Consider the following 13,818-nt stretch of genomic DNA (forward strand, 5'->3'; position numbering starts at 1 on the left):
TTCCCTTTATATTAATCTCACATATTCCTTAAGTAAAGTCCGATAATATACTATAAATTAGTTTAAAAAAAGTTAATAGCTAAAATAATAGAATCTTTACGATACCACATTATACAAAATATTTGAGCATTAATTTTTTCACACATGTATATTTTTTATACATATGTTGTTTTTGTACACTTTTTATTTATGTGTATAAAAAATTCCTTTTGTACATAATACTTACACAAGATTTAACTATAATTTTTGTATATCAAAAATTAAGGAGAAAAAGAGATATGAAAAAATTAGTTATAGGTACAATAGCAGCAGCTATGATGGCAACTGCAGGTTTAGCAGCAGATTATGTAATGAAAGTAAGTCATGTTGTAAGTGACAGTACGCCAAAAGGTAAAGCTGCAATTTTCCTTGAAAAAAGAATTGAAGAATTAACTGCTGGAAAAATTGATGTTCAAGTATTCCCAAATTCACAATTATATGGTGATGGTGAAGAAATGAAAGCTCTTGTAATGGATAATGTACAATTAATTATGCCAAGTTTATCAAAGTTTACGAGTATCGCACCAGAAATGCAACTATTTGACTTACCTTTCTTATTTAGAGATAAAGCACACCTTTACAATGTAATGGACGGAGAAGTTGGTAATATTTTAAAATCTAAAATTGATGCAAAAAAACAAATGATTGCACTTGATTACTGGGATGCAGGATTTAAACATTTTTCTACAAATGCTAAACCTATCGTATTACCTGAAGATGCTGCTGGTCATAAATATAGAATTCAAAGTTCAAAAGTTCTAGAAGCACAATTTAAAGCAATTGGTGGGAATCCTCAAGTTCTTCCATTCTCAGAAGTTTACTCAGCTTTACAACAAGGTGTTGTTGATGGAACTGAAAATCCATTATCAAACTTCTATACAAAAAAATTCAATGAAGTACAAACAAGTCTTACTTTAAGTAGTCATGGTTACTTAGGATACTTAGTAGTTATGAGTGATAGATTCTGGAAAAAACTTCCTGCAGATCTTCAAGCAAAAGTTTCTCAAGCTATGAAAGAAGCAACTGCATTTGAAAGAGAAGAATCTGCTGTAGAAGATGCAAAAATCATGGAATCTTTAAGAGCATATGCTAAAGATACAAACAAACTTGAAATTATTGAATTAACAGCTGATCAAAAAGCACAATGGAAAAAAGTAATGGCTACTGTTTATCCAAAGTTCTATGATGTAATTGGTGAAGATTTAATTCAAAAAGCAATTGACGCAAAATAAAAAAGTAAAAATATGAAAAAATTCTTTGATACTATTGATTTAATAGTAGGTATGATTAACCAAACAATGGCAGTCGTAGGACTGTCATTAGGGGTTATATTAGCATTTATTAATGTAATATTGAGATATGCGTTTGATATGAGTCTTACTTGGGCTGCTGAACTAACTAACTATCTTTTTATCTGGGCTGCACTTTTTGGAGCTGCGTATGGATTTAAACAAGGAGCGCATATTTCAGTAAGTTTAATTATTGAAAGGTTTTCGCCAAAAGTCACCAAAGGCTTTTTGATCTTTGCGAATCTAGTCTCTATTGGATATTTAGGTTTAATTTCATACTTTGGGTATGAATTAATACTGTTATTACAAGATTTTGGTGAAATGAGTGTGGATTTAGGTATCCCTATATGGATTCCACATCTAGTTCTTCCTATATCATTTGCACTAGCTGCATATAGATGCGCTGAAAAATTAGTTGAAATTTATTATACAGATGCAGACGATATAAAATTATATAATGAACATGAAGCAGTGATTCATGAAATTAAATCACAAGGAGATAAATAATATGGTTATCGGTACTTTATTTATTTTACTTTTCGCTCTTATGTTAATAGGAGTTCCAGTTGCTGTTTCATTAGGAGCTACAACATTAATAACTTCATTTCTTTTTACAGATATGGATTTAATGGGTATTTCATCTAAAATTTTTGATGGATTAAACAAGTATACACTTATGGCTATCCCTATGTTTATTTTAGCAGGTGCTTTACTTTCACGTGGTTCATCTGCAATGAGAATTATTAATTTTGCAAAAAGCTTAGTTGGACATCTTCCAGGTGGTCTTCCAATTGCTGCTATTCTTGCATCTATTATTTTTGCGGCTGTTAGTGGAAGTTCTCCTGCTACTGTTGCTGCTATTGGTTCTGTTATGTATGGAGCTATTAAACAAGCTGGATATAACGAACAATTTGCTATTGGTACTATTGCAACATCAGGAACTCTTGGAATTTTAATTCCACCTTCTATTGTATTTATCGTATTTGGGGTAACTGCTGATCAATCTATTGGAAAGCTATTCATGGCTGGAGTTATTCCTGGACTTATGATTGGTATTATGATGATGATTGCTACATATTTCTTAGCAAAAAGAAGTGGATTCAAAGCTACAAAACCTGCTACTTTTAAAGAACGATTTACAGCATTTAAAGATTCTTTTTGGGCTTTATTAATTATTGTTGTTGTTATTGGTGGAATCTATGGGGGTATTTTTACTCCAACAGAAGCCGGTGCGTTTAGTGTTATGTATGCATTTTTTGTTTCATTCTTTATTTATAAAGATACAAAATATAAAGATTTATATAGAATTATTTTAGATTCAGCACAAACAAGTTCAATGATTTTCTTCATTATTGCTAATGCAATGTTATTTGCGCACTTTTTAACAGATGAGCAAATTCCTCAACATATCACTCAACTGATATTAGAAGCTAATGTTGGACCATTAATGTTCTTATTAATAGTAAATATTTTACTTTTATTAATGGGACAATTTATGGAACCAAGTTCTGTGGTAATGATTACAGTACCTCTATTACTTCCAATTGGTATTGCTTTAGGAATAGATCCTATTCACTTAGGTGTTATTATGGTTGTAAATATGGAAATAGGAATGATAACCCCACCTGTGGGACTCAATCTCTTTGTAGCCAGTGGAATAACGGGGCTTAGTCTAAAACAAGTTATTGTTGCATCTTTACCGATGACAGGAATATTACTTATTGGATTAATGCTAATAACTTATATTCCAGAAATTTCTCTTTGGTTGCCAAGATTAATGTATGGATAAAAAATTAAGTAAGAGTTTATCTCTTACTTTTTTTATAATTTAGATAGACTTTCAAAAAAGGGTACTTATGACTACTTTACAATCTGAAATATTCTCTTTTACAATTATCGCTTTTGTTGTTATACTTTTAGCATTTTTCACCCAAAAACTTCAAAATAGAGAACCTAAAGAATAAACTTCTCAAAAATTACTCCATTTACTTTTTTTTTTATATTTTCATAATCTTCTTTATTTTTTATGGTCCAAGTTATTAATTCTAAATTATTCTTTTTACAAAAATCATAGACTGAACTATCTAATAATTTATAATCTAAAGAGATAAAGTCTGCTTTTGTTTTGTAGTATTTATATAAAAAAAGTATTTTATTATATTTTTCAAACTTCTTTGGATTTGATTCAAATATCAATCCTCTTTTTAAATGTGGGTTATTATTTTTAAACCAAGTTAATACATTTCTTTCAAAGGAACAAATAAAATATTCACCATCGTAATTGTTTAATAACTTAACTATATTGTCTTCTAATACTCCAATACTATTATGCTTTTTTATTTCTATTATAAGGGCAATTTTTCCATTTACTAAATATAAAACTTCTTTAAATAAGGGTATTTTTTCATTACTATTATGAAGGTTCAGTTCTTGTAAATGTGAGTATGTAACATTTTCTATATCTTTATCAACATTACACAATCTAAGCAAATTATCATCATGAAATACAACTACTTTTTCATCTTTTGTGATTGTCAAATCAAACTCAATCGCATAGTTATATTCAAGAGCCTTTGAAAAAGACAATAATGAGTTTTCAGGTATTAAGTTATTGTGTAAACCCCTATGAGCGATAAATCTATTTTTAAATAAACTCATAATTAATCTTTGTATTCTCTTCTATATTTTTAGGAATAATAATAGCAAACTTCGCACCCTCTTTTGTATTTTTCACTCTTAATTTACCTTTCATATTTTTATCAACAATAATCTTTGACATATAAAGCCCTATTCCTGTTCCATTACTATTTTCTTTTGTAGTAAAATATGGTTCAAAAATTTTTCCTTTTGGCTCAACTAAAACTCCACCACCATTATCTTCAATTGTTAAAATCACAAGAGTAGATTCTTCTTGCGCTTTTATTTTAATATATGGAGATTCAGTATTCTTTTCTATTAAAACATCTTTAGCATTGTTTATTATATTTAATAAAACCTGCTCATACTCATTTACATATGTTTTTAAAACTATATTTCTATCAATATCAATTTCAAGTTTTATATTATAGTTTTTTAAAGTACTAGAAACAATATTTATTACTATATCAACAACACAGTATAAATGAAATTCCTCTTTTTCTTTTTTAGGCATAAAGAAATTTCTAAAATCATCAATAGTATGAGACATAAAATCTAAAACCTTATCCGCTTCTTGAAGTTTTTGATTCATGGTATTTTCATCTAATGCTTTAATACTTTGTTTAAATTTTATATACATAAGTATAGAGGACAATTCACTTAAAGGCTGTCTCCATTGGTGAGCTATATTTGATATCATTTCACCAAGGGCAATAAATTTTGATTTTTGTACAAGAAGTTGTTCTTTTTCCCTATTTTTTTCAATCTCTTTTTGTACTTTTATCTCTAATGATTCATTTAATTCTTCTAACTCTTTAGCGTTGGATTTAACTTTATTTTCATAACTTTTTAATACCTCATCAATTTTTTGAGAAATTATTATTGATATTAAAATTGCAATTGATAAAAACATTACAAATAAAACTAGATTTTGAACAACTTGATTTTTAATCTTTATCTCTAAATCTCTTTTTTTTATAGCTATTTCACTTTCAATATCATCGGTATAAACTCCAACAGCTATAATCCAATTCCATTGCTCAAAGTATTTAAAATAAGAAAGCTTTTGTTTTACTTCATCTGAATAAGGTTTTTTATAAGTATACTGAGTAAAAGATTCTTTATACATTCTTATATCTTTTAAAAAATCTTCTCTGAATTTCTTTCCATTAGTATCTTCTAAATTAGTAGAAATCAAAGTTCCTACTAAATCAGGTCTATTTGGGTTTACCATTAATCTAGCAAAGTTATCTCCACCTTGAATATTTTCAACTTCATATACAAAAAAATAGTTACTTTTATTTTCTTCAAATGTAATATTATTTAATAATCTAACCGCATCAATTTTTAACTGTTCATCATCTAAATTTGATTTTGCTATATTATAATTTAAAATATCAATTACAGTATTTATCTCTTTTTTTAAAGTCTTTTTTTTATCTAGATAATACTCATTTACAAACTTATCCATTTCTTGCTCAAAATCATCATAAGTATTTTTTACATAAAAATAAGATATCGCAAATATCATTGAGGTCATTATTATTATAAAAGTAAAAATTATTGTTTTTGATAAATTTTTTTCTGTTATTAAATTCAATACGCCCCTTTTTATTTCATCTATTCTTTTATTATAGCGGTAGTTTATCATTTTTTTTAATTCTTAATTTTTTATTAATATCTAAGTAAAATAAAATCTCATAAAAAACCTTCCTCATATAATAAACCCTTATAATATCTAAAAAAATGTTTAATTACTTCAATGCATAAATTTTTTATGCTTTATTCTTAACCTAAATTTGATATGATAATATAAATATTTATAAGGATTCATAAAGTTATGCAAAATAATTTTACAAATAAACTTAATGCTTTTTCTGTTTTATATGTAGAAGATGAAGATGGAATCAGAAAAAATATTGAAGAAATCTTACGGCATTTATTTAAAGAAACCAATAGTGCTTCAAATGCAAGTGAAGCCTATGCGAAATACTTAGAATTTAATCCTGATTTAATTATTACAGATATAAAAATGGGTGCTGAAACAGGAATTGATTTAATTAAAAAGATTAGAAAATCTGATTCAAAAACTAGAATTATTATAAGCTCTGCACATACAGATTTAGATTATTTGCTACAAGCTGCTGAACTTCACCTTGTAAAATATATAGTAAAACCTATAACTCAAGATAAACTAATGAATGCATTAGAAGCTTTTGTTAATACCTACAATGAAGATAAAATATATAACCTTGATCCAAATTGGATTTTTGATTATAAGGAATCAATCATCTCAAATGGAAATGAAATATTTACTTTAACAAAAAAAGAAAACACTTTTTTAAGACTTCTCATTACTAAAAATAGACTTATTACATATGAAGAGTTAGAAAATAGTGTTTGGGATGATGACTCAATTATGACAGCAAATGCCATGAGACTTTTTATTAAAAATTTTAGGAAAAAACTTCCTCAAAATTTTCTAAAAAATATTCAAGGCCTTGGATATAAATTAATTAAGGAATAAAAAGAGATAAAACTCTTTTTACTTCTCTTCAATTAAAAGTATCTCTTCTTCTTTTTTATACTCTTTTTTTACATCTAATTTACTTATTTCATCAAGTTTTATAAAATAAGCATGACCTAAATAAATAATATAATAAACAGCAGTAAAAAGTGTAGCAAAGGGAAACATTGAAATAAAATATAAAAACAGTGTTCTTAATCTAAAACTATTACCCTCTTTTGCATATATCTCTTTATACTCTTCTTTACTTAATATTGTTGAGCTAACATCAAAATTTAATAGCTTATGAAAGAAATAATACAAGGGCAATGCAAATGCAATTATATTTAATACAGGTACAAAATAAACAGGTATTAAAACGATAAATAAAACTATCATTACAAGACCACTTTTAGCCATTACCCACAATGGTGACAATAAACTACCATGTCCATGTAAAGTTAAATGAGAATAATATCTTTTATGTAAAATATCTAAAATCATAGGAGTTAAAAATCCAATTACAACTATTGATAAAATTACCGATGCTTGAAGAACTATTACCGTACCTATAGTATAAAGTAAGAATCCTGCAATCCATGATGTAAAAGAGTACTTAAATAAAAATACTATAAAGTAAGTTGCCCATACAAAATAAAAAGGTGCATTTTCATCAATTACTACTTCTTCTCCATTTTGAGAAGCTGCTGCAATTTCTTGAAGTGAAGTTATACCAAAATCAGCTGCCGCAAAAAATAGCATATATAATATAACCATAGTTACAATCAAGGGAATTAATGCAATTTTTAGCATAGAACTTGTAAAAAAGTCTCTTATACTTTTTATTATAATTTCTATTTCATTCATATTATTATTCCTTTATTTATCGAATCTAGTTCTATATTCACACTTTTGACAAAGTTCTTCTACAACAATATTTTTTCTAAAACCATTTTGAATTGCTTTTACTCTGTTTGAATTTAAAATATCACTTATTTGTGTAGTATTTGTATTTCCAAGATTTATACAAGCATTTTGGTCCAAACAACAAGGAACCACATCTCCACTTGTTAATATTCCAAAGTGAGAATCTAAACCATAACAAAAACCATTTGAAGAAACTATTTCATTTTCTAAACTCGGCCAGTTAAAATATTCATCAAAATTGAAAAATATTTTTCTATCTATCCTTATATTTTTAGGACGTTCTTTATATACATTTTCTAAATCTATATTTGTATTAAAAGTTTCATTTATTTTATCAAATACTTTTTTATTGAATTCTTTTGCACTTTTTTCTTCATCTAAATTCCAAATTCTAAAGTTTATAAAATATTCATGTTTTTGTTCTTGTGCAAATTTTACAAAATCTAAAATTGGATTTAGATACTCATCTAAAGATTTTTTATGGGAATTTGCATTATATGAATTTATAGAAAAATTTATTTGTTTAATTGTTGGATTCATCAAAGCTTTATAGTGCTTTTCATTTATATTATTAGCTGTTGTTGTGATATTTACTTTTAAATCATGTTTTAAACTAATATTTAAATACTCATTTAAATTTGATAGAACTAATGGATCACCAACCATATGATAAGCTAACTCTTTTGTATATGGTTTTAATTGAAAATTCAAATCATCAAATTTTTCTAAACTCATTGTTCCATTTGGAAGAATTTTTGGAGGACAAAATGTACACTTTAAGTTACAAATATTTGTAATTTCTATATGCACTTTCTTAAATTTTTTAATAATATTTTCCTTTTTTGATTTTGCAAATTGTATCTAATACTTGATAAATATAATCAATTACTAACTAGAGTTTAAATATAATCCCAACTACTATTTAAAAAGGTGAAAATATGGAAATGATTCTAAATGAAAATGATTTAGTAGTTGGTGCTTTATTTGAAAATGGAACAATTCAAGATTATGTTGATGAAAATAAAACTTATGGTCTTGTTAGAATTGAAGATTCAACTGTGAATTGGTTTTTATTTAATAAAGATGAGAGTGAAGCTGATTTACAAAAATTATATAAAAAAATTTTAAAAGAAGAGCATTTTATCCAGGATGATTTTGGAGAAGAAATCGTAGTTTTCAATAGAACAGGTAATAAACCATTCGAAGATTTCATCAAAAAAATTGATGAATATCTAGGAGATGAACTAGGAGAATTTATTTAGTATTTATAAATAGTTTTTTATAAATATTATCAAAATTTTCAATAGGAGGAAGATTAAATTCATCTTCTTTCTCTTGCGTCCAGAATAAATACTTATTTCTAAACTTAGTATAACTTGTCAAAAATGATATTTTAAATGCAGTTGCTATTACAATATTTGTTTGTTTATCTAAAAATTTATACTCATATTTTCCAAAAATTTTTGGAAGAAAACCATCTTGATAGCTTTTAGAAATAACAAATCTAGCTTCTTCATTTGGATTTGATATTAAAGAATTATCATACTTATAAGAGTTTAAATAGACTCTTTCAGTATTGTAAGTATATTTATTAAATTTATATGTAAAAGTTGATATGTCAATAAATTTCTCAATATAATTTTCATGCATACTAGCTATTTCTTCTTTTTCAGAAGAACTAAGTGTACTTGAATATTTTAAAGGATAAATATAAGCGCCAACAACAGATAAACTTTCGATTTTTGAATCTTTATTTTTAAAAGCTTGCGTATATATTTTTGAATCCATTTGAGATAATTCATAATAGTTTTTTACTACGTATTTAATTATTAAATCATAATATCCAGTACTAAATAAACATATCAAAAGTACGAAAAAAACAATTGCACTTTTTAATATTTTTGACACAATGAAACTAATAAAGAAACAAAAAGATATAAATGATAAGTTTGATATTATAAACATAAAGTTTTCTGGCATTAAAATCTGAAAAGATGGCATTATAAACCTATTTTACCAAATAAGGTAAATCTCTTTTTAAAGACTCTAGTAAATCTTCATTTAAAAAGAATTTAAAAAACTCTTCACTTTTATTGTTTTTATAACAAAATGCACATACATATCTATTTCTTTTTATCAGTTCAACTGCCTGTTCTAAAGCACTTTGAAAATCAACATTACTAATATAATACTCATACATAGTTTTTAAAAACTCTGCTTTAATTTCTTCTTTTACAAATACTACATTTTCTTGCATAAATTCTATTACATTTTCTTCATCTGATTTTATATTTAAAAACGCTTCTTTAACATCATCAAATCTCATATCAAATTTTGCACCAACTAATAATACTTCTTTTAAATTTTTTAAATCATTTTTTTGAAAATAATATTGTAATAATAGATTTAAATAATGTTCTTGTACATCAGTGTCATAATCTTCTATAAATTCAAAAACTTCTTCCGCTTCTAATATTTTATTAGTTTCTATTAGGGTGTTGTGAATTATTCCAATTTCCCCGATAATTTCATGTATTCTATCACCCATTAAAAAGTGTCCTTCATATTTTATTTTATTTATTAATTAGATTATATCTAAAATACATTTCAGAATAATTAGAATGTTAATGTTATAATAAATAACTATTTATATTAAACAAAAGAAGATTAAATGAAAAATATTCTAAAAATTATAATTATATTATTTGTATTGATAACAAACTTAACATTTGCAAACGAAAAATCAATAACAAAACCTTTAGAAAAAGATATTTTACGTTTAGAATGGAAACATCAATTTGAATTTGCAGGATTTTATGCAGCACTTGAAAAAGGCTACTACAAAGATATTGGCATTGATCTTGAGATAAAAGAGTTCGAAGAAGGTATTAATATAAGTGAAGAAGTTTTAAGTGGGAAAGCAACTTTTGGAATATCTTCATCAGCATTAATCCTAGAGAGACTAAAAAATAAACCAGTTGTTTTAATTGGTTCATATTTTAAACAAAATGCTTTAGCACTAGTAACAAAACCTGAAATAAAAACTCCTTCTGATTTAAAAAATAAAAAGATTTTGGCTGTAGATTGGGAGATGGGCCATACAAGCTTGGGAGTTATGCTAAAGGATTATGGAATAAATGAAAATGATTATACCTTAGTAAAACATGATTTTAAAGTAGATAAGTTCCTAAATGGTGAAGTTGATGCTATGAGTATTTTTACAACATCTCAACCTTTTGAACTTGATAAATTAGGAATAAAATACAATATATTAAACCCTGCTAACTTTGGAATTTACTCTTATGATGTTGAATTATTTACAAGTGAATTTGTAATAAATAAGGATTTAGAAAAAGTAAAAGATTTCGTTAATGCAACAAATAAAGGTTGGGCTTATGCATTTGAGAATAAAGAAGAGATCATTGATTTAATTTATGATAAATACACAAAAAGAAAAACAAAAGAGGCTTTGTTATACGAAGCAAATAAAACTGAAGAAATATTTAAAACAAATGTATTTAAAATAGGAGCTATTGTTCCTGAATTAATAAAATTAAATGCAGATATGTATGCAAATCTTAATTTAGTAGATAAAAATTTTAATATAAATACTATATTAAAAAACTATTATATAACGCAAGATAAACTTCCTATAATTAATTTCACAGAAGAAGAAAAAGCTTTTTTGAGAAAAAAACCAATTATAAAAGTACATAATGAATTAAATTGGCCACCTTATAACTACTCTATAAATAATAAAGCAGAAGGATTTTCTATTGATTATATGAATTTATTAGCTTCAAAAATTGGATTAGAAGTTCAATACATATCTGGCTTTTCATGGAATGAATATATAGAAAAATTAGAAAAAAATGAAATAGATATTATGTTAAATATTTCAAAAACTCCAAGTAGAGAAGAAAAATTTCAATTTACATCTGCATATACAAAAAATATAGATGCTATTTTTGTAAAGAAAGATAATAATAATTTAAAAAGTTTAAATGACTTTAAAGGAAAAACACTAGCAGTTATAGATGGATTTTATGAAGAAGATGTTCTAAAAAAACATTATCCAGATATAAAACTTTTAGTAGTTAAAGATTCTCTTGAAGGTTTAAAAAAAGTAGCTTTTGGACAAGCAGATGGAGCATTTGATAATTTTGTAGTTGGTAATTATTTTATCGAAAAAAATTTTATTACAAATATAAAACCTGCATTTGAAATAAAAAATTCTAACTTTAATTTAGATATGCATATTGCTGTTAACAAAAATAATACTGTATTAAAGAATATATTAGAAAAAGTTAAAAAAGAAATAACTCAAGAAGAATTAAACTTAATAAATGAAAAAATCTTTACTGCTAATAAAATTTCTAAAAATACAATTGCATTAACAAAGGAGGAACAATTATATCTTGATAAAAAACAAATTATTACAATGTGTATTGATCCAAATAGAGAGCCTTTTGAAAAACTTGATGTTAACAATAATCATATTGGTATTGCAGGTGATTATATTAAACTTTTAACAGATAGACTTGGTATTCAAATAAAAATTATTCCGACAAAAAATACAGAAGAAAGTACAGCTTTTTCAAAAAATAAAAAATGTGATTTATTAAATTTTATAAATCAAACTTCTTCAAGAGATCAATGGCTTGATTTCACAGATACCATATTTATTGATGAAAATGTAATTATTGGAAGAATAGAAATGCCAGAAATCAAAGATTTATCAAAAATCAATGCAACTATTGCTATTCCAAAAGGAACAGCAATGTATGAAAAGATTGAAAAAGAATTTCCTAACTTGATAATAGTTCCTGTAAATTCACAAAAAGAAGCCTTTGATTATGTTGAACAAAAAAAAGCTGATTTAACTATACATTCTTTAATAATTTCAGCATATACAATCAAAGAAAATAGTCTTTTTAATTTAAAAATTTTATTAAAACCTAAAGAGTTTGAAAATGAATTAAGAATTGGTATACAAAAAAATGAAGATATTTTAAAATCAATTTTAAATAAAGGCATATACTCAATAACACAAGATGATAAAAATAAAATCATTAATAAATGGGTTGTAGTTAAATACGAAGAAAAAATAAATTATACTTATTTATGGATATCTATTGCTTTTATGTTAGTAATATCCGTATTCTTTTTATATAGACAATATATCTTAAAACATAATAATAACTATTTAAAAAATGAAGTAACAAAAAGAACTGCTCAATTAGAAAATTCTAATTTAATTTTAAAAGAAAAAAAAGATGAACTCTATGAATTAAACAAAAATCTTAAAATAAAAATAGAAGAAGAAGTAGAAAAAAATAAATTAATTCAAGAAAGATTATACAGATCTGATAAATTAGCTTCAATGGGTGAGATGATAGGTAATATAGCTCATCAATGGAGACAGCCATTATCAATTATATCAACAATTGCAACAGCCATAAAAATACAAAAAGAGATGAATCTTTTAGAAGATAAAGAATTGATAGAAAATATGGAAATAGTAAATAAAAATGCACAATATCTATCAAAAACAATAGATGATTTTAAAAATTTCATTAGAACTGATAAAACAATAGAAAATTATAATTTAACTAATTCAATAGATCATTTTATTCATATTATTGAACCTTCTTTAAAAAGTCATAATATTGATTTAATATTAAACTTAGATGATAATATTGTCATTAATGGAAGTTCAAATGAACTAACACAATGCTTAATTAATTTATTCAATAATTCAAAAGATGCACTTGTAGATTCAAACCCTGATCGTTCTTTATTTTTTATTGAAACAAAATTAGTAAATAATATAATTTATATATTTGTAAAAGATAATGCAGGAGGAATTCCAGCTGATATTATTTCAAAGATATATGAACCATACTTCACTACTAAACATAAATCACAAGGTACTGGTCTTGGATTAAGTATGACATATAAACTTATAACTGAAGGAATAAATGGTAAGATAGAAGTTTCTAATAAAGAGTTCACATATGAAAATAAAATATATATAGGTGCTGAATTTGTTATAAGTATAGAAAAATAAAGACCTTAATATTTCTATATATTTATATATATTAAATAGAGTTACTTTTTATTGGCATTTTTTATAGTGCATACGCTTTAAGGCATTAGTTGATGGATTTAATTGATCTTTAAATTCTGAATCAATTCTATCAAATTCATCAGACTTATTATTTTCTTCAGAAACTATTTGTTCATCTGAAGTCATTTTATTTTGATTAGCTTGTGAGCATCCTATAAAAACAACTAAAATCAATCCCGTAAATATTAATGTTTTCATAAGAATTGCTTCCCCTTAAATAATTAAAAATTGTATCATATTATTATAGTTTTTATTCAAAATATGTTTAAGAATTAAAAGAATGAAAAAAA

At 25.0% G+C, this 13,818-nt stretch carries 13 protein-coding genes; 6 read left to right on the forward strand and 7 right to left on the reverse strand.

What is annotated here, in order from left to right:
• Positions 1-278 precede the first annotated feature (278 nt).
• The 3 genes from AACT_RS12115 to AACT_RS12125 are packed head-to-tail and all read left to right on the forward strand — an operon-like array spanning position 279 to position 3,117.
• Positions 279-1,271 (forward strand): DctP family TRAP transporter solute-binding subunit, encoded by a 993-nt coding sequence (locus tag AACT_RS12115; protein ID WP_172127233.1) that lies wholly within the window; start codon positions 279-281, stop codon positions 1,269-1,271.
• A gap of 12 nt (positions 1,272-1,283) precedes the next feature.
• Positions 1,284-1,835, forward strand: coding sequence for a TRAP transporter small permease (locus AACT_RS12120; protein ID WP_172127235.1), 552 nt, complete (start codon positions 1,284-1,286; stop codon positions 1,833-1,835).
• A 1-nt stretch (position 1,836) separates the two neighbouring features.
• A complete protein-coding gene (locus tag AACT_RS12125; RefSeq protein WP_172128685.1) occupies positions 1,837-3,117 on the forward strand; it encodes a TRAP transporter large permease in 1,281 nt (426 codons plus the stop codon).
• Between the two features lie 164 nt (positions 3,118-3,281).
• On the opposite strand, the gene AACT_RS12130 is transcribed toward AACT_RS12125, so the two are convergent.
• Entirely contained in the window at positions 3,282-3,986 is a 705-nt protein-coding gene (locus AACT_RS12130; protein ID WP_172127237.1) for a glycerophosphodiester phosphodiesterase family protein, read from the reverse strand.
• On the reverse strand, positions 3,973-5,565 hold the full coding sequence (locus AACT_RS12135; protein ID WP_172127239.1) for a cache domain-containing protein: 1,593 nt from the start codon (positions 5,563-5,565) through the stop codon (positions 3,973-3,975). Before AACT_RS12135 ends, AACT_RS12130 begins: the two co-directional genes overlap by 14 nt.
• A 240-nt stretch (positions 5,566-5,805) precedes the next feature.
• Between AACT_RS12135 and AACT_RS12140 the strand changes: the two genes are divergently transcribed.
• Positions 5,806-6,492, forward strand: a complete 687-nt coding sequence (locus AACT_RS12140; protein WP_172127241.1) for a response regulator transcription factor — start codon at positions 5,806-5,808, stop codon at positions 6,490-6,492.
• Between the two features lie 18 nt (positions 6,493-6,510).
• Here the strand turns inward: AACT_RS12140 and AACT_RS12145 are convergent, their stop codons facing one another.
• Both AACT_RS12145 and AACT_RS12150 read right to left on the reverse strand, forming a co-directional pair.
• A complete protein-coding gene (locus AACT_RS12145) occupies positions 6,511-7,338 on the reverse strand; it encodes an EI24 domain-containing protein (protein ID WP_172127243.1) in 828 nt (275 codons plus the stop codon).
• 12 nt (positions 7,339-7,350) lie between these two features.
• On the reverse strand, positions 7,351-8,208 hold the full coding sequence (locus AACT_RS12150; RefSeq protein WP_228720487.1) for a radical SAM/SPASM domain-containing protein: 858 nt from the start codon (positions 8,206-8,208) through the stop codon (positions 7,351-7,353).
• A 128-nt stretch (positions 8,209-8,336) separates the two neighbouring features.
• Between AACT_RS12150 and AACT_RS12155 the strand changes: the two genes are divergently transcribed.
• The gene (locus tag AACT_RS12155) at positions 8,337-8,660 is read left to right on the forward strand and encodes a hypothetical protein (RefSeq protein ID WP_172127245.1); all 324 of its coding nucleotides are present in this window, start codon (positions 8,337-8,339) and stop codon (positions 8,658-8,660) included.
• Here AACT_RS12155 and AACT_RS12160 read toward each other — a convergent pair.
• Positions 8,653-9,399 (reverse strand): hypothetical protein, encoded by a 747-nt coding sequence (locus AACT_RS12160; protein ID WP_172127247.1) that lies wholly within the window; start codon positions 9,397-9,399, stop codon positions 8,653-8,655. The genes AACT_RS12155 and AACT_RS12160 overlap by 8 nt on opposite strands.
• 7 nt (positions 9,400-9,406) lie before the next feature.
• Entirely contained in the window at positions 9,407-9,946 is a 540-nt protein-coding gene (locus AACT_RS12165) for a hypothetical protein (RefSeq protein ID WP_172127248.1), read from the reverse strand.
• Positions 9,947-10,069: 123 nt separating this feature from the next.
• Between AACT_RS12165 and AACT_RS12170 the strand changes: the two genes are divergently transcribed.
• Positions 10,070-13,468 (forward strand): ABC transporter substrate-binding protein, encoded by a 3,399-nt coding sequence (locus AACT_RS12170; protein ID WP_172127250.1) that lies wholly within the window; start codon positions 10,070-10,072, stop codon positions 13,466-13,468.
• A 48-nt stretch (positions 13,469-13,516) separates the two neighbouring features.
• Here the strand turns inward: AACT_RS12170 and AACT_RS12175 are convergent, their stop codons facing one another.
• Entirely contained in the window at positions 13,517-13,726 is a 210-nt protein-coding gene (locus tag AACT_RS12175; protein WP_172127252.1) for a hypothetical protein, read from the reverse strand.
• Positions 13,727-13,818 lie beyond the last annotated feature (92 nt).

The sequence above is a fragment of the Arcobacter acticola genome (assembly GCF_013177675.1).
GTDB lineage: Bacteria > Campylobacterota > Campylobacteria > Campylobacterales > Arcobacteraceae > Aliarcobacter > Aliarcobacter acticola.

Excerpts from the sequence above, each read along its gene's own strand:
- AACT_RS12115 (WP_172127233.1), top strand. The coding sequence starts at position 279 with ATGAAAAAATTAGTTATAGGTACAATAGCAGCAGCTATGATGGCAACT.
- AACT_RS12120 (WP_172127235.1), top strand. The coding sequence starts at position 1,284 with ATGAAAAAATTCTTTGATACTATTGATTTAATAGTAGGTATGATTAAC.
- AACT_RS12125 (WP_172128685.1), top strand. The coding sequence starts at position 1,837 with ATGGTTATCGGTACTTTATTTATTTTACTTTTCGCTCTTATGTTAATA.
- AACT_RS12130 (WP_172127237.1), bottom strand. The coding sequence starts at position 3,986 with ATGAGTTTATTTAAAAATAGATTTATCGCTCATAGGGGTTTACACAAT.
- AACT_RS12140 (WP_172127241.1), top strand. The coding sequence starts at position 5,806 with ATGCAAAATAATTTTACAAATAAACTTAATGCTTTTTCTGTTTTATAT.
- AACT_RS12145 (WP_172127243.1), bottom strand. The coding sequence starts at position 7,338 with ATGAATGAAATAGAAATTATAATAAAAAGTATAAGAGACTTTTTTACA.
- AACT_RS12155 (WP_172127245.1), top strand. The coding sequence starts at position 8,337 with ATGGAAATGATTCTAAATGAAAATGATTTAGTAGTTGGTGCTTTATTT.
- AACT_RS12160 (WP_172127247.1), bottom strand. The coding sequence starts at position 9,399 with ATGCCATCTTTTCAGATTTTAATGCCAGAAAACTTTATGTTTATAATA.
- AACT_RS12165 (WP_172127248.1), bottom strand. The coding sequence starts at position 9,946 with ATGGGTGATAGAATACATGAAATTATCGGGGAAATTGGAATAATTCAC.
- AACT_RS12170 (WP_172127250.1), top strand. The coding sequence starts at position 10,070 with ATGAAAAATATTCTAAAAATTATAATTATATTATTTGTATTGATAACA.
- AACT_RS12175 (WP_172127252.1), bottom strand. The coding sequence starts at position 13,726 with ATGAAAACATTAATATTTACGGGATTGATTTTAGTTGTTTTTATAGGA.